Source organism: Psychrobacter sp. TB55-MNA-CIBAN-0194, assembly GCF_040309505.1.
In the GTDB taxonomy this organism is placed as follows: domain Bacteria; phylum Pseudomonadota; class Gammaproteobacteria; order Pseudomonadales; family Moraxellaceae; genus Psychrobacter; species Psychrobacter fozii.
In genome coordinates this window covers 219,212-235,615 of sequence record NZ_JBEOOW010000004.1, presented here as the reverse complement: position 1 = coordinate 235,615, position 16,404 = coordinate 219,212, and the positions used below count along the sequence as shown (strand labels likewise).

14 protein-coding genes are annotated in these 16,404 nt (G+C 41.7%); 12 read left to right on the top strand and 2 right to left on the bottom strand.

What is annotated here, in order from left to right; all coding sequences use genetic code 11:
• Positions 1-9 precede the first annotated feature (9 nt).
• From AAEY75_RS06675 to AAEY75_RS06620, 12 genes are all read left to right on the top strand, one after another.
• Positions 10-843, top strand: a complete 834-nt coding sequence (locus AAEY75_RS06675; protein WP_352259167.1) for a ComF family protein — start codon at positions 10-12, stop codon at positions 841-843.
• Between the two features lie 361 nt (positions 844-1,204).
• Positions 1,205-1,690, top strand: coding sequence for a pilus assembly FimT family protein (locus AAEY75_RS06670; RefSeq protein ID WP_352259166.1), 486 nt, complete (start codon positions 1,205-1,207; stop codon positions 1,688-1,690).
• Positions 1,687-2,337, top strand: a complete 651-nt coding sequence (gene pilV, locus AAEY75_RS06665; protein WP_352259165.1) for a type IV pilus modification protein PilV — start codon at positions 1,687-1,689, stop codon at positions 2,335-2,337. Before AAEY75_RS06670 ends, pilV begins: the two co-directional genes overlap by 4 nt.
• A complete protein-coding gene (locus AAEY75_RS06660; protein WP_352259164.1) occupies positions 2,337-3,278 on the top strand; it encodes a PilW family protein in 942 nt (313 codons plus the stop codon). The genes pilV and AAEY75_RS06660 overlap by 1 nt, the downstream gene beginning before the upstream one ends.
• Before the next feature lie 32 nt (positions 3,279-3,310).
• A complete protein-coding gene (locus tag AAEY75_RS06655) occupies positions 3,311-4,138 on the top strand; it encodes a pilus assembly protein PilX (protein ID WP_352259163.1) in 828 nt (275 codons plus the stop codon).
• A 97-nt stretch (positions 4,139-4,235) separates the two neighbouring features.
• Complete coding sequence (locus AAEY75_RS06650) at positions 4,236-8,171, top strand: pilus assembly protein (RefSeq protein ID WP_352259162.1); 3,936 nt, start codon at positions 4,236-4,238, stop codon at positions 8,169-8,171.
• Between the two features lie 131 nt (positions 8,172-8,302).
• Positions 8,303-8,890, top strand: a complete 588-nt coding sequence (locus tag AAEY75_RS06645; RefSeq protein ID WP_352259161.1) for a type IV pilin protein — start codon at positions 8,303-8,305, stop codon at positions 8,888-8,890.
• Positions 8,890-9,333: a type IV pilin protein gene (locus AAEY75_RS06640; RefSeq protein ID WP_352259160.1), complete on the top strand. Its 444-nt coding sequence runs from the start codon at positions 8,890-8,892 to the stop codon at positions 9,331-9,333. Before AAEY75_RS06645 ends, AAEY75_RS06640 begins: the two co-directional genes overlap by 1 nt.
• Positions 9,334-9,920: 587 nt before the next feature.
• Complete coding sequence (locus tag AAEY75_RS06635) at positions 9,921-10,376, top strand: pilin (protein ID WP_352259159.1); 456 nt, start codon at positions 9,921-9,923, stop codon at positions 10,374-10,376.
• A 309-nt stretch (positions 10,377-10,685) separates the two neighbouring features.
• Positions 10,686-11,135, top strand: coding sequence for a pilin (locus AAEY75_RS06630; RefSeq protein WP_352259158.1), 450 nt, complete (start codon positions 10,686-10,688; stop codon positions 11,133-11,135).
• A gap of 63 nt (positions 11,136-11,198) precedes the next feature.
• Entirely contained in the window at positions 11,199-11,954 is a 756-nt protein-coding gene (tfpZ, locus tag AAEY75_RS06625) for a TfpX/TfpZ family type IV pilin accessory protein (RefSeq protein ID WP_352259157.1), read from the top strand.
• Positions 11,955-12,004: 50 nt separating this feature from the next.
• On the top strand, positions 12,005-12,178 hold the full coding sequence (locus AAEY75_RS06620) for a hypothetical protein (protein ID WP_352259156.1): 174 nt from the start codon (positions 12,005-12,007) through the stop codon (positions 12,176-12,178).
• A gap of 165 nt (positions 12,179-12,343) precedes the next feature.
• Here the strand turns inward: AAEY75_RS06620 and fdxA are convergent, their stop codons facing one another.
• Positions 12,344-12,667 carry a ferredoxin FdxA gene (gene fdxA / locus AAEY75_RS06615; protein ID WP_110921842.1) on the bottom strand — a complete coding sequence of 108 codons (324 nt, stop codon included), beginning with the start codon at positions 12,665-12,667 and terminating at the stop codon, positions 12,344-12,346.
• Between the two features lie 92 nt (positions 12,668-12,759).
• Positions 12,760-15,894, bottom strand: coding sequence for a DNA mismatch repair protein MutS (mutS, locus tag AAEY75_RS06610; protein WP_352259155.1), 3,135 nt, complete (start codon positions 15,892-15,894; stop codon positions 12,760-12,762).
• Positions 15,895-16,404 lie beyond the last annotated feature (510 nt).

Here is a 16,404-nt window from a genome sequence, read left to right as displayed (position 1 = left end):
CAGTAATTTATGCGGCGATTAGCACCGTACCAAACTGGATTGTGGCTGGCAGAGTATCTAAATATACGCTGCCAGTTATGCCGTGTTTATCGTAGCTCACCACAGTCTCAACTGTTACAAAGCCAATCATCGCTACATAGTAATGACTTCCTAAATACCAATACAGTCTTTAGACCTTCAAATAATAACTCCCTCTCTGCCAAGTTGAGCCAACAAGCTTATCACCTCTTAAATAGAGGACTACTATGTGCTCACTGTCATCATAGTATCGTTTGGTTACCCAAGCCTTTCGAAGTTGATATTTCTGCTGGTACTTCATTGTCTATTCAGGCTGCCACCTATTATGACTATCCGATTCGTCAAGCCGTTAGAGCCTTTAAACATCACGAAGATATAACCAAACTGCCAATACTGCTGCATGCCATACGTCAGTTACCACGACCGCGTGGTTGTCATCATGATAATAGCGTGATTGTTGCAATGCCAACGACCAATCAACGGTTGGTCAAACGTGGATTCGATCCAGTGAGTATTTTATCGGCACAACTGTCCAAGCACTGGCGGATACCATTGTGGCACGGCGTGATGAGAGTTGACGATACTATTAGTCAGCAAGGACTCACGCGTGCTGAGCGCTTAAGTAATTTAGACAATGCCTTTGTATTGATAGAAAATCTACCCGTCAAACGCTTATTACTATTCGACGATGTTGCGACCACAGGCGCCAGCTTACAGGCATTAGGACGTGTACTGTCTGTACCAAAAGCAACCACGTTAGATAACCAAAGTCATACCAACTATCTCCTGTCTGCCTATGCGTTAGCACATGGAAGCCAGCCTTAATAGCTACTTTCACCTACTCGAAATATACTAATATGTTGCTAATTTGTTACCTTAGCGCTATATTGTGAAAACTGTATATAGTAATTTGTTGGCTATCAACAAAACACTTCTCTCACCGCTGAATTGAATAATACGATAAAAATAACGAGTTCTAGATAGCTTGTACTATTGACGCATCCGCTATTACTTCGTTATTAGATAGCAACTAAAAATTATGGAATAAAAATTGCAGGTTTTATATTTCATAGGCATAAAAAGTTTAGCGAAAACACTATAAAAATATGAGTCTATGATTAAAGCTTTCAGCGGAACTTAGCATCGCTATCAGACAGACAACGGCCGTTATAAATAGGGATTTGATGTGAACGCATCTACAAATAGTCTACCGATCAGTTTACGAATGAGCAGCTCCGGATTTACTCTAATTGAGCTGATGGTAACCATTGCTGTGCTTGCCATTATTGTTAGTATCGCGGCGCCTAATATAAGTAATCAGTTGGCTAATCAAAGAGCTAGGTCGACGACGGCGACACTACTCAATGCTTTGAAAGAAGCCAAAGTTGAAAGCATGATTCGTCGCCAAGACATAACATTTTCTTATAATAACAATGGCGCTAATGCGGGCACAATTGTTATTGAAAGCGACAGTGAAACGATCGCTACTTATCAATATGATGCTAATAGCACCATCAGATCTACTGCTAGCCAGATTGAATTTAAGTCAAGCAAGACAGCGGATGCGATGGTTTATACTATTTGTGATAGCAATGATTCTGCATCACCCAGACAGGCGATCATTACTGCGGTTGCAAATATTAGTAGCCAGTTAGGAGGCACTTGCCCATGAAGGTTTTAACTTATCAGCGCGGCGTGGGTCTAGTAGAGGTCTTAGTAGCCGTTTTATTATTATCTGTTGCTGTGCTCGGTTTTAGTGCGCTTCAGATGAGGGCAATCACAGCCACAGACGAGAGTTTGGTTCGGACTAAGTCATTAACAGTGGTTCGTAACTTGGCCGAAGTCATGCGTGCTTATCCTGAGGCTTATGTCACAGGAGGCGCAACTTCTTTTAGCGATGCCGCTCCTACAGATTCTAATGCAGTGCCAACCGTTCAGGCTATCGTCGGTAGTTCGGCAACTGAGACAGTCACCGTTGGTGGTGACGTGATTAGTATTCTAGCTAGCGGTAATAACTGCCTATCGACAGAAATGGTAACAACAGGTGGAAACAATGCACCAAAACAGCCTTGTAGTATTAATCAGTTGGCTGCTAGGGACGCGTTGATGATCAAAAAAATGGCAGCAGATGAGGATATAGATATTGCTGTTACTATGTGTCCTGGCACTACAGCTCAGGCAATCCAGCAGCAAATGTGTGTGATTACTGCGTGGAATGACACCAAAGCATTATTAGATGACGGTGATACCAAAGCATGCGCAGACAGTAATGGGGTTTATAAAACTGGTAGCCAATGCTTGATATCGGAGGCTTACTAATGAGCTGTAATTATAATGGTATTCATAATAAAAACGAGCTGAAGATGAGCATGTTTAGTAGATCGCAGGGCTTTACGCTTATTGAACTGATGATATCTTTGGTATTAGGTCTGCTTATATCGGCTGCAGTGATGCAAGTCTATCTAATCAATACACGCACTCTGACAGTACAGCAAAGCGCTTCCGAAGTGCAAGATAGTGCTATCTTTGCTCTACAAGGTATTGAGGATCATGTCCGTATCGCCAATCTAGGTAATCCTATTATTGAAATTACGGATGAGACAAATCATGGTGGTATTGTACTAACGACGACAAATTTAGGTGCGAGTAATACTACAGATAGTGTAAATTTTACGAATAGCACTGGCTCGGCAGGCTGGGTTGGTTTGTCAAATATGGACGGTGTGGCCAGTGATCAATTGACTATTCAATATAAAAACATTACTGAAAGCTCTTTGTTTGATTGCGAAGGGACAGAAGTAGCGTCTGGTACGGATGACTGGGTCGTTGAACGCTATTTTATCCGTGCAGACTCAGCGGCGAATGATTTGGCACTGGCTTGTGATGCCGGACGGGTGACGGATGCTGGTGTGGTTGTAGTTGGAGAAAGTTTTGATGGCAATGGCACCATCATCACACCAGGTGTTGATCAGTTCCAAGTGCTATTAGGTGCACAGACGGATATAGACAACTTAACGTATCTACCAGCCAATATATATACACAGTTGACTGATAAGCCCTCAATTACAACTGTGAAGCTTGGGGTCATTATTCGTAGTAGCACACCATTGATCAACACAGAAGACAAAACTACTTTCACAGTATTAGGTACAGAGCAAAATTTAACAGCTGATGCGACGCGTGACACATTCTATCGCCGCAGCTATGAATCAACTATCTTGTTACGTAACGCGCGCGTTATATCAGTGACCGGTCTTTAATATAACAGCGTGTCACCATGAGAAGAGGCAATATGTCAAATATTAAGCAGTATCAATATCCGAAAGTATCTCCATCCTCACAACACGGTGCTGTGCTCATCGTGGTATTGCTGTTTTTAGTTTTGATTATATTGGCAGGTGTTATTGCAGTTAAGCAAAGCACGACTGACTTACGGCTCGCAACCAGTGATCAGATTAATACCTTACTGTTACAATCAGCGGATAATGCAAACCAAAATATCGAGCAAAGTATCAATGGTAGTAGTGATGAAGAAATATATGGCGATATGTTATCGATAACAGGGCCTTTTGGATACTTTATTCTAAATCCCGATAGCTCTGACGATGAGTACGTTTTTTGTTTTCGACCGCGAGATCGATTTTTTGATATCAATAGAACGTCGATCCTATCATCAGGTGGCAGTGTATTGGGTAGTAATAATGGATACTGCGATCCTACTGAGCCAGAAGATTATGTAAGTAGTCGCAATGCCAGTATGACTCAAGTTAATATATCGTTAACGCCTGCTAGCGCGGATGCTGAAGTTTTCAAAGGCTATACTACCGGACAGGATAGTAGCTCAGTGTCTAGCCAAGCGTATACTTTTGATATCAATAATACTGCCGTATTGCCAGCTTATGCAGATACCGGAATAGGAAGCAAAAACTGCTTTGAACAAACCAGTCGGTTAGATACAGTCACAGACAGTGAGGATAGCATTGGTGGTTGTATGACAGCTGCAGGTGTTCCTAGTGCTGTTATTTATGAACAAGCCGATGTAGAGAACCAGTCACAGCGTACCAAGTGTGTCGAATTTGGAACAGGTGGTGGTTTGCTTTGTACGTTACCATCGAGCTAAAAGTTTGGATATTTAGTCTAAGCTTGCAACATTAGATAGCGTCACTGCTATAAAAGTATGGTTAGCGCATCGCCCCAATTATCATAAGGAATAAATCATGAGACACCTGAATAATGAGACATCCAATCGACAGCCATGGCGTGTGAAGGCGTTAGCTATTGCTGTACTGCTAGGGTTTAGTGGTACCGTTGCACAAGCAGCTAGAAAGCCTGTTGGCGATTTAGAAATCTACAAGGCAGCTACACCAGGCACTGCAACTATTTTTATGATGCTAGATACTTCAGGTAGTATGGGTAGTGGTAGTATAAGTAACGACTACAGCTCATGCGACGGTAATTACACTTCTCAGAATTCAGAAAAAATCAGAGCGGTTATTTATAAACGTCAGGATGATGGGTCGGCTGCTGATGGCTTGTTCAGGGATGAAAACGGTAATACCGTCATAGACACGACCAGTATTCAACAAGAAATAAACTTTACTCCTGATGGTTGTAGAGTTGGAAGTACGATACGTTACTCTCGATTGACACGTCTACAGATAGCACTTGTTGAACTATTGGCTGATAAGGTTTATGACGCAAGTAGTAACCTAAAAGATACAGGTTCTCTACCTGATGATTATGAGGTGGGCTTAGGTAACTATAGTTATGATGGGGATGGTCGCGCAGGGGTGGTGTTAGTGCCTACTAAGGCGCTAACTGCATCTCAACGAACAACATTAATTAATGCAGCAACAGGACTAAATGCAACAGGTAATACGCCAACTGCCCACGCATTAGCAGAGTCGGGTGCGTATATGATGGGTACGACTACTCTGAAAGGGGATACGAAAGTTGTTGCGGAGCGAACATATTCAAACAGAAGATATTATTATCGAAAGTGTAATACTAATACGACGTCGTTCTCGTTCGACGCCAGTTTAAATACCTATGTCAATACTTGTACCAATTGGGGTAATTGGTCTACTAATACATCCACAGTACCGACTTACAACTTTTTTAGCAATGATACTTTTTATCAAGGTTTTGACCCTGCCAGTGGGTTTAATAGTTCAGTAAATACATCCAAGAAAACGGATCAACAGAGTTACTTATCTCCTTTGAGTGATAAGGAGTGCAGTGGTAGCGGAATATATTTATTAACCGATGGTGAACCCAATGCTAGTAGTAATGATATGTCTAAGGCAGTAATGAATACTTCATTATTAGGTTCTTCATCGCCATTATCCGTGACTAGCTGCTCAGCTTTAACTGGGGGCAGTAGCAGTGGTGCTTGGGGTTGTATGGCAGAGTATGCAGCTTTATTGCGTAATACTGCCAATAATCCTCTTAATTTACCTATTAAGACAGCAACAGTTGGTTTCGGTAGCGCTTTTGCTGGACTCACTGGCACGCGCACCATCACAGTTGACGGTGAATCAAAAGAAGTGACTGACTGTGATAGTGGAAGTGGTGTAGGCAATGATACTCGTAATTTGTGCAAGCTCGGCGAGCGCAAAGGTGATAATGAAACCAAAACCTACGGTGATGGTGGGTTTTATTACACAGAAGAGTCTGCAGATATTGCCGCGAGTATTGTTGATTTTGCCACAGGTCTTGTGAATACAATTGATACTGCTCCATCTGGTACGATTACGATTCCTGATGACCCATATCGCACTGCAAACCAGTTACCATTTGCTTATTTACCGATGCTAGATCCTGATATCGCCTCTGCCGCTAGTACGTGGCGCGGTAACCTTAAAAAGTATAATTTAGATCAGGGCACGCTATTTGGTAATAGTGATAGGCCACTATACAAAGATGTCGCAGGTAATCTTGATGAAGATACTCAAGATGTATGGCAAACATCTAATTTCACAGTAGATGGCAGTAATGCGAATAACGATATTACAGCTGGTGGTGTCTATGCACAACTACAAGCGCCAAATGCAGGGTTAGGTAGTGTACGTACACTGTATGTTGAGGATGATACCTCTGCGACTGACACGACTCCAGTATTACGTAGGCTGAGTGTCAATGGAAGTGGTAGACCACAAGGATTTGATCAACTAAAAGACACGACCACTTATACCCAACTTAACAAGCGTCGCCTGTTAGCCTTCTTAGGCTTTAATAACGTGCTGACCAATGATGGACAGCCGACCGACACAACGGATGTTGAAAGTTTAATACTTTCTATACCGACCACAGAGACCAAAGTTTTAGGCGGTGTCGTTCATTCAAAGCCTACAGCAATATCATACGGTGCGACTTTGGATACCAATGGCCGTATTATTGATCCACGTGATGATTATGCATTATTCGGATCTATGGATGGTGCTTTGCACTTAGTCGATGCCGATAATGGTGAAGAAGCGGTCGCTATCATTCCTAAATACATGATGGAAGTACAGCCGAAAGCCCTAGTTGATGGTTCTACGATAGATAAGATAGGTCAGCCATACTTTGGTGTTGATGCACCATGGTTAGTGACCACAGATTACACTTATGATTTAGATATTACGAATCCTAGAGTCACTGTTGACACTTCAGCAGGTAAAGGCATGTTCGCTTATGGTGGTCTGCGTATGGGTGGAGAAGCTTTCTACGGTATGGATATTACGGATGTGTCTGCGCCTGAAATTTTATTTACGATTACTGCAGATGGCAGGAATGATCTTAATAGCACGAATAGAAGGTTCACTCGTCTAGGTCAGATTTGGAGTAAACCAACTGCAGCCAAAATTCGATGGAGACAAAACCAAGATCCAATAGATGTTCTGGTTTTTGGTGGTGGCTACGATATGAATTATGAAGAGGACACTTATGTCCCAACGTCGTCAGCACCTGCTAAAGGGAATGCTATCTATATGATTAATGCTGAAACTGGTAGGTTGTTGTGGTCGACTACTAATGAAAACGGTGTGGCTAGAAATACTAAAACAGATGATATGATTCATAGTATTACTGGTGAAATTACAGTATTGGATCGAGATAATGACGGACTGATGGATCATCTCTATGCTGCAGACTTAGGTGGACAGGTATTCCGCGCAGACTTTGAAAATGCGCGCCCTGCTGCCAATGGTTTTACTCAAGTAAATAACTTTTCGAATAAAGGAGTGACGCGAATACTTGATGTAGCTCCTAGTAGTAATGCAAACAAAAAGTATGCATATCGCTTTTATGAGCGTCCAGTTGTGAGTTTTTATCGTAATGAAGGTATCGTTGGAGAGAATATTACTAACAACGGTCAACTATTTGCATTGGTCAATGTTATCTCAGGTAACCGTAGTGCGCCTTTATCTACCCTGCGTAATGATAATGATTTTGCCAACCGCGTTTATGGCATTATCGATACGGATATTACAAATACCGATGTACTAAGTGATGGCTTTTCGCCGACGGTTGAAGACATAACTGAAAGTGATTTGACCGCATTGGCGACTGCTCTTGGTACTGCGCCTACGACAGCGGTAAAAACGACTGCTAAAGCAAATATGATTAGAGGTACTAGCCAAGGTTGGTATTATCCATTGACCCGATTCGATGGCTACAATAATGTCAGATATAATAAAGGTGTAGGTGATAGTGCTGTTATCAATAACTTGTTATATACCACAGTGTATAATCCTGATAAGCAATATAATACTTCAGTGGCTAGCTGTGCTGCGCAGATAACAGGTGGTTCAGAGCGTCAGCTTTATTGCTTACCTTATGGTATCTGTATGGATGATACCTCAATATCTGGTACAGGTGGCTACATTCCTGCTGGTCAAGGTATTCAAGAATTGACCCTTGGTGCTTACAACGAAGACAACACAGATGTTAAGGTGCTCATCGGAACGACCACACTGACTGAGCGTATAGAAGCGGCTAATCGTGAGAACTATGGTAACGATGGCAGTAAGGATACGAGTAATATCAAAGATTTATATCCAGGCGAAGCTATTCGTCCTACAGTCACAGGTGGTGATGGTAGTGCTGCTGAATTCTTATTCAATGAGCGTTATACTTTGCAACCACGAACATGGTACAAGCGAACGCAGTAAACAGTACAAAGTATAAAAAGTACAGGCAGTGATGGTTGCTTCTAGTTACTATTCACTGCTAGCACCATAATTGTTGGCAAACGATAGTAATGAGTGGTGACTCTAATGGTATTCATAATAGGGCGCGGTATATGACCAAGTCGTATCAGAATAAGACAGCAAATATGACAACACATAGCGGGGCACATGGTTTTACGCTAATAGAACTGATGGTTATAGTAGTGATTATCAGTATCCTTGCTGCTATAGCCATACCCAACTATCGTCAATATGTAGTGAGAAATGCTGAGCGTGAGGCACAGGCCAAAATGCTACAGTTACAAGTAGAGCTTGAAGGCTGGCGATCGAAAGCGTTGAGTTATCAGGGCTTTCAACCAAAAGTCATCAATAGTACAACCAATGCTGTTACCTATAGTTACGATGAATCAGATAACACTACCATTTATGTGCCAGATGGTAGTGATGCAGCAAACTATCACTATTTGATTACCCTTGTAGATGGTAACAATACTGCCAGCTCTTTAATCCGTGCTGCTAGCGCTAATGTCAACAGCAGTACTGGGCGTACATGGAAAATGTTGGCGCTACCAAACCCTACAGGCATTACAGCTAATGCTAATGAGATTATGATCACCAGTGCTGGCTTACGTTGTCAGAGTAAAAACAATAGCTTAGCCATCGCAGACAGCGATTGCAGTACAGGACAGGAGGACTGGTGATGATTGTTACTTTAGATAAATCAAGAAGTCCATCTCACTCGCAGCATGGCATGACATTAATTGAAATACTGATAGTCATTGCTATCATCGGTGTGCTAGCTGCTATTACCTATCCAAATTATCAGCGCTATGTCATTGAGTCTAAGCGTGTTGATATGATGAGTGAGATGCAAAATATCGCCACTCAAATCCAAACTAACAAGCTGGCGCAAGGCACCTATAGTAATGATTTAGTGACGGGATTGGGCGGTAGCTATCCTGCTCAAGGCACTGCTCTTTATCAAGTGACTTTCACCCCTAATCCTCTCACTTCTAACTGGACTATTATTGCTACGCCTGAAGTAGGAGGACAGATGGCTACTGACGGGGTGCTCAGCTTGGACTTTCAAGGTACGAAATGTCGATCGGCCACTTGTAGTACGGGTGATGACTGGAATGACTAAAACTGTTATCTGGCACAAATAAGATATATTCAAAGTACGCTAAAGAGTCACCCTAAATTATTTTCTTATTTAGGTTGCCTCTTTTTTATTGGGTTGTAAATAATACTGAGTCAGTAGTTTGACAAAAAATGTCATGCTGCTTTACCTTATACATCTAAATATCACTTAAACTGACAATTTTCAGCAATTTAACTGTAACAATAGAAAGTAGACAAAAATTGTCATCGAGCAGAGTATGTAAATATAACCAACAGTTGAATTATTTCCAATGTCCTTATTCACTCAAAATACTGTCTTCAATGCCTTTGATACCAATATTTAATGCACTATTAACCATGGCTTCATAAGAGAGAGATAGACATATAAGCTTTAGAAGCGTATGGATTGCTCATAGTAAGTGATGACGCTTGCATCAGAAAATCTGGGTATTGACCAAAAGTTGGCACACTACCTGCAACATTATAAATAAGACAGTTAGACGAGTGGGTTACTCACTCATGCTAACAAACCATTATTTATAATAGATAACGAATGATGAAGCGAGACAGCATATCAATCTGTTATCACCTTACTCTAAAGGACGTACTATGAACGCTACTACCCAGAAAGGTTTTACCTTAATCGAATTAATGATTGTTATCGCTATCATCGGTATCTTGGCTGCGATCGCTATCCCTCAGTACGGTAACTACACGTCACGTACTCGTGCTGCTGCTGCTGCTGCAGAACTAGCTTCTGTAAAATCAGCTGTTAACGAATGTATCGCATTCACTGGCGCTATCGCAGGTTGCGATTCTAATACGAATGGCATACCAGCAGCTGCTGACTTTACCACTACTCAAAACGTTACTGTAGCACCAGTAGTAGCTGATGGCGTTATCACTGCAACTACTGGAGCAACAAGCACTGCAGGTGTTGACTTAACGTATATCAATACGCCTACTCAGCCTGGTGCTAATGCTGCTAATATGGTTTGGACTAACACTGGTACAGTATGCGACGCTACTCGCGGCTTTAAAGCCGGTACAGGTGATTGCCCATAATCTAATATTTAATTAGATAGATTAAAAAGCCAAACATAATGTTTGGCTTTTTTCTGTTTAATCAATAACTTATGGCACAATAATTGCGATATATAGTTGTCTCTATACCATTAAATATAAGGAGATCAAAATGAAGTGCGTTTTGAGTATTAGGTAGATATCAGATATGAACTGTAAAAATACTATTGGTAGGGTAGTTCATAAAACAGCTAAAACGTTAACTTAGCTGATTAGTAGCGATCAACTAACATACAGCTATAATTGATAGACAGAGGACCAAATATCATTACTATATATAAAGGAAACACTATGAAAGCGACTACCCAAAAAGGTTTTACCTTAATCGAATTAATGATTGTTATTGCTATCATAGGTATCCTAGCTGCGATCGCTATTCCACAGTATGGTAATTATACGTCACGTACTCGCGCTGCTGCTGCTGCCGCTGAGCTTGCTTCAATCAAATTCGCAGTCAATGAATGTGTCGCTCTTACTAACGCGATCGTAGGCTGTAACGCCGGTGCTAACTCTATCCCAACTATTGCTGCCTTTACGACTACTAGCAACGTTACAGCATTGACCTCGGTGACAGACGGTGTTATCAGGGCAACTACTGGCGCAACAGATACTGCAGGCACAGCTTTAACTTATATTAATACACCTACTTTAGCTGGCACTTCTATTATGGTTTGGACCAATACTGGTACGACCTGTGACTCTACACGTGGTTTTAAGCCAGGTACTGGTGATTGTCTATAAACTAGTATTTAAATGTCCTAATAAAAAAGGCTACAATTGACAAAAATTGTACTGGAATGAGAGATGTCTATCATAAATTTAAAACAGCACTCTAGACTGGCATTAACTGGCTACCATTTATTATATTCCTTAATCCTTAGTATTATTATTATTGCGCTCATTTATTTTATTTGGTATCCGAACCATCTTTATCAAGCGACTGGTGTTTTGATTACAGCGTTAATGATGATTGCTCTTAATTTAATCGTCGCACCGCTATTGACCTTTATCGTCTATAAAGACAATAAACAAGAGCTTGCTCGTGATTTGATAGTAGTATTGGCGCTACAGATAGCAGCATTGAGCTATGGACTATATATTGTCGAGGCTGGTCGGCCAAATTATTTAGTATTTGCGGTGGATGACTTCGAGATGGTGAGCTCGTTTGATAATGAATGGGCTCGAAAGAGCCTCAGTGCAGAGCTGAATGCAGTAGAGTCTTTAGGGTTATTTGAGAAACCCAAATTTGTCTATTCTGTTGGCTCAGATGAGAAGACGACTAAAGTAGTTGAAAAACCTAAAGAGTTCTTTATGAGAGTGCCTACCATTTATAGAACCGATAGCTATCAGGAGATTGCAACGGCAGCTAATGTAATCCAAAGCAAAGCCAGACCGTTAAATATATTGACTAATAATAATAATGCTCAAAAAGTACAAGACATATTGCATCATTATCCTGATGCAAATGGCTGGCTGCCGCTAAAAGCAACGGTACTTGATATGGTAGTATTAACAGATAGCAAGGGTATGGTTCTTGATATTGTGGATTTGCGACCTTAATAAGTAGGACGCCTTACTTAAGTTTTTTACAGATAGATTTAAGGATAATCATGAAATATGTTGTCGGTGCTATGATGATTAGTGCTCTTATTTTTTTTCTTATTGCTTTGTTTGTAAATGGTATTGGTGTTATACCTTCTCAAAGTATATTGAAATATGGTTGGGTTGCTTGGGGCGTACTAATGCTATTATGCTACCCCTTAGCTAAAAAAATTATGGCTTAGATTACATAGTAAGTTTAATAGTCTCATAGAAAATCATAATTTTTAAATTATATTAAACTTACAGAGTAAGTAATAAAAAACCACCTAACAGCAAATGCTATTAGATGGTTTTTTATTGTCTTAAAATACTACGCCATTCTTCAAACAAGCATTTTAAGGCGCGAACTACTTCTCTAAATACTGAATCTTACCTTCTACGCCATCCCACTTTGCTGCTTCTGGCAGCTGATCTTTCATCTCAGTGATATTCGGCCACTTTTGCGCCAACTCTTCGTTGAGCTGGGTAAACATCTCTTGGCTTTTTGGCACTTCGTCTTCTGAAAAGATGGCATTGGCAGGACATTCAGGCTCGCATAGCGCGCAGTCGATGCACTCATCAGGGTCGATGACGAGGAAGTTTGGACCTTCATAAAAGCAGTCCACAGGACAGACTTCTACACAGTCGGTGTATTTGCAAAGGATGCAGTTATCTGTAACGACAAAGGTCATAGTGGTGTCTACCTGTTATTGGCTTAGGGCTAAATAGAATAGATGAAAATAAAGCGTATTTTAACGCCTTTACGCCTAATTGACAATTCCCTTTAATGACTAATGATTTTCTTTAGGTGATACAGTAAATCGTGCGCTTGTTTGGGCGTCAGGCTATCAGGATCAATGGCGTGCAGTTCGTCTTGCAAGCTAAATAACTGATTTTGTTGTGGAATAATATCTATGCTTGGATTTTTACCATCAATACTTATGATTGCCTTCTCTGTTTCAATATCATAAACCTGTTCACGTTTATCCTTTACTGACTTAGCTAAGTCATTTTTATCATCAATAGGTTGTTCGTTTTCTGCTTTTAGATCATCTAACTTTACATTATCTGCCGTTAAGTTATCTAATAAGTAGCGTTTAGCGTCATTCAGCACTTGAGTAGGGATACCAGCCATCTTTGCTACATGCAGTCCAAAGCTAGAGCTTGCTGCACCTTCGCGGATTTGATGCAGTAGTAGCAACTGACCATCGATCTCACTGGCCGCAACATGGACATTGCGTATGCTCGCTTGAAGATTTTCAGCATTCTGCGGCAATTGTGTCAGTTCAAAATAATGGGTGGCAAATAAGGTCAGGCAGCCAATTTCTACCAATCGATTGACACAGGCATGGGCAATGGCCAAACCGTCAGTGGTAGCTGTACCGCGTCCCACTTCATCCATTAATACCAAAGATTTATCTGTCGCTTGATTAAGGATGTTAGCTGTCTCAATCATCTCCACCATAAAGGTTGATTTACCGCCTGCCAAATCATCAGCCGAGCCAATACGGGTAAAAATACGATCGATATCACCGATATGAGCACTCGCTGCTGGGACGAAGCTACCGCAATGAGCGAGTAACACAATCAGCGCAGTTTGGCGCATATAAGTCGATTTGCCACCCATATTAGGGCCAGTAATCATTAGTAGTCGCTCTGGGTTTTCATTGCTGCCTACTGTTTGACCAAGAGTACAATCATTGGCAACGAACTGGGTAGCGTGTTTTGCCTTACTTTGAGTAACGCTATTCGTTGGTTGTAAGGCTGCTTCAACGACGACATGGCGACCTTGTTTGATATCAATACTGGTCTGATTGCGAGTAGCTATAGTGTGTTCTGAGTCGTTACTCATCACTGGACGCTGCCAGTTATAATCCAAAGCGAGCTGTGCCCAATTACTCAGCACATCTATCTGTGCGATGGCGGCGCTAAGCTGTTGCAGTTCGGCTAAATGGCTGCTCAAGATGGTTAATAGCTCTTGATACAATTGTTTTTCCCGAGTTAATGCCAATGTTTGCGCGCTCAGATATTCTGTCTCGACCTCTTTTAGCTCATCCGTGATAAAGCGCTCACTGCTTTTGAGCGTTTGCCGACGGATAAAGTGCGCTGGTGCATTTTTCGCCTGCATTTTGGGCAACTCGAAATAAAAGCCGCTGACTTTATTAAAGCCAACTTTTAGACTGGGCAGTTGGCTATCTTGACGGGCGCGCTCGACCATTTCATCCAAAGTCACTTGGATATTGTCATGTAAATGGGTCAGGCGATCAAACTCTTCATCATAGCCAGCAGCAAGCATGCCACCATCACGAATATGGGCAGGTGGTTCTATGATAATAGCTCGCTCAATTAGCTCGGCTACGGATTGTATGGCAGGTAACTGAGCTGGCAGTTGCTGCATAAGCATCGGTAATAGACCAGCATGCTCATGGCTAATGTCTGATTCATTGAGTAAAGTAGTCAGTTGATTGCTACTGGCGATACCCTCGGCAAGTTTACGCAAGTCGCGAGGTTTGGCACTCATCAGACCGATGCGACTACTGATTCGCTCAACATCACCGATGGCATGTAGCGTCTCGCGTAAGTTTGTCACCAGTGAGCTATCTTTTGAGCTTTGAGCAGGTTGGGTTGAATGACCCTCTGTATTCAATAGAGATGCTATCGCGTCCAAACGCATATTGATACGTGAATGCTGACGAAGTGGGCGCTTCATTTGTTGTACTAGCAATCGTCTACCCATAGGAGTCTGGCAATGATTCAGCACCGATATCAATGAAGTTCCGTTGCTGCTAACAGGCGTAAACAGCTCAAGATTCTGTTGGCTATTGGCGTCAATAATCAGATAGTCGTCGCTGTATTCTACGATTAGCTGATTGAGTTGTGGCACGTGGCGCTGCTGAGTTTGCCGTGCATAGTGAATGAGCGCTGCACAGCTAGATTGAGCCAGTGGTGCATCACTAATACCCAATCCATCGAGACGTTGAACCTCAAATTGCTGGCATAGGGTCGAGCTGGCGTGCTCAGGATGAAAGTCATTGGCAGCGACTTCTATAATGGGGCAGTCAAGATTTTGACGTAACCACAGTATCCACGCTGCATCAGTATCGCCAACACTATCGCTGAGCACTTCACTAATGATGCATTCACTAGGAGCAAAGCGTGCGAGTACCGTCAGCATTTGCGTTTGCAAATTTTCAATATCGTCATGATCTGCACGTAGGGTCTGCGTGGTCAATGTTCCAGCAGCCAAGTCCATTTGGCTAATAGCAGCTTGTAGAGGCTGTTTGCTATTCGCTCTAGGTATGGCAATATCAATGGCGACGACAGTAGGCGTATGATTTGGCGCAATTAATGCATCATCAGTAATGGTTCCTGCTGTCAAAGTCTTAACCACTTCGCGGCGCATGATACCGCCAGCAGTAGATTTGCTTTTGTCTTTCTTTTGCTTATCGCCTATCGTAGGGGCATTGGGTTTGTTACTCGTACTGTCAGTGGTTGATTCGTCAATTTGCTCACAGACGACAACTGTCTGCCCAGCAGCGATTAATCGTGCCATATAGCTATCGGCAGCATGGAACGGCACACCTGCCATGGCAATTGTGTTGCCAGCTTTATCCGTACCACGGCGAGTGAGCGTGATATCTAATATATGTGCTGCGCGCTTGGCATCATCAAAAAACAGCTCATAAAAATCACCCATCCGGTACAGCAGCAGCGCTTGTGGATAGTTGGCTTTCATGGTTAGATATTGCACCATCATCGGCGTATGATCGGCCAAGTTATAAACACTATCGCCTATCATTAAATGGTCAGTAGTTAATGGCTCAGAATTATCTTTAGAGCCACCTTTCTTTGAAGCAGTATCTGTTGATAAATTAAGTTTTGAGGTATTAGAGTTTTGAACGGATGGTTTAACGGTCATGCAGAGTCTCTTATAGTTTTAAATATAAATGGTGCTTAAACATTAAATGAATTTTTATTGATGATTTTCAGTAAATGAGCATTAGATAAGCAGGATTAAATATTAGATCTAGGTATTACATCAAAGAATAAATGAAAAAAGTATTAGATAATGAGTTCTTATGATTTTGGTTGAATCGTACTAAAAGCCTTCGTTTATAATGGGTCATAACGGGTGAATTACACCCTAATAAATTCAATAGATTTGAGTGTGCAAGCATCATTTTAACACGTCCTACTGAGCTTTTATGTTGGCAAATATCTACTCGTTGCCCTTGTATCCATCAGCACCATAACCATATATAATGGCGTCACACTTAATTGGGCAATACTTCATTAGGCGATACTTCATTGAGTGGTATAGTCAGAGAACCACTAAATAGCTACGGCGTTACCCTCCTTAGATGTACGACTTGTACTATCTGCAGTTGGCTGTCTTGTAGCTGTTTTAGACTTCTTTGACTATAGTTAG

What these genes read in the sequence shown, in the direction of transcription:
- tfpZ (WP_352259157.1), top strand. Translation starts at nt 11,199, where the DNA reads ATGTCTATCATAAATTTAAAACAGCACTCTAGACTGGCATTAACTGGC.
- pilV (WP_352259165.1), top strand. Translation starts at nt 1,687, where the DNA reads ATGAAGGTTTTAACTTATCAGCGCGGCGTGGGTCTAGTAGAGGTCTTA.
- AAEY75_RS06640 (WP_352259160.1), top strand. Translation starts at nt 8,890, where the DNA reads ATGATTGTTACTTTAGATAAATCAAGAAGTCCATCTCACTCGCAGCAT.
- fdxA (WP_110921842.1), bottom strand. Translation starts at nt 12,667, where the DNA reads ATGACCTTTGTCGTTACAGATAACTGCATCCTTTGCAAATACACCGAC.
- AAEY75_RS06675 (WP_352259167.1), top strand. Translation starts at nt 10, where the DNA reads ATGCGGCGATTAGCACCGTACCAAACTGGATTGTGGCTGGCAGAGTAT.
- AAEY75_RS06655 (WP_352259163.1), top strand. Translation starts at nt 3,311, where the DNA reads ATGTCAAATATTAAGCAGTATCAATATCCGAAAGTATCTCCATCCTCA.
- AAEY75_RS06635 (WP_352259159.1), top strand. Translation starts at nt 9,921, where the DNA reads ATGAACGCTACTACCCAGAAAGGTTTTACCTTAATCGAATTAATGATT.
- mutS (WP_352259155.1), bottom strand. Translation starts at nt 15,894, where the DNA reads ATGACCGTTAAACCATCCGTTCAAAACTCTAATACCTCAAAACTTAAT.
- AAEY75_RS06660 (WP_352259164.1), top strand. Translation starts at nt 2,337, where the DNA reads ATGAGCTGTAATTATAATGGTATTCATAATAAAAACGAGCTGAAGATG.
- AAEY75_RS06620 (WP_352259156.1), top strand. Translation starts at nt 12,005, where the DNA reads ATGAAATATGTTGTCGGTGCTATGATGATTAGTGCTCTTATTTTTTTT.
- AAEY75_RS06650 (WP_352259162.1), top strand. Translation starts at nt 4,236, where the DNA reads ATGAGACACCTGAATAATGAGACATCCAATCGACAGCCATGGCGTGTG.
- AAEY75_RS06645 (WP_352259161.1), top strand. Translation starts at nt 8,303, where the DNA reads ATGACCAAGTCGTATCAGAATAAGACAGCAAATATGACAACACATAGC.
- AAEY75_RS06630 (WP_352259158.1), top strand. Translation starts at nt 10,686, where the DNA reads ATGAAAGCGACTACCCAAAAAGGTTTTACCTTAATCGAATTAATGATT.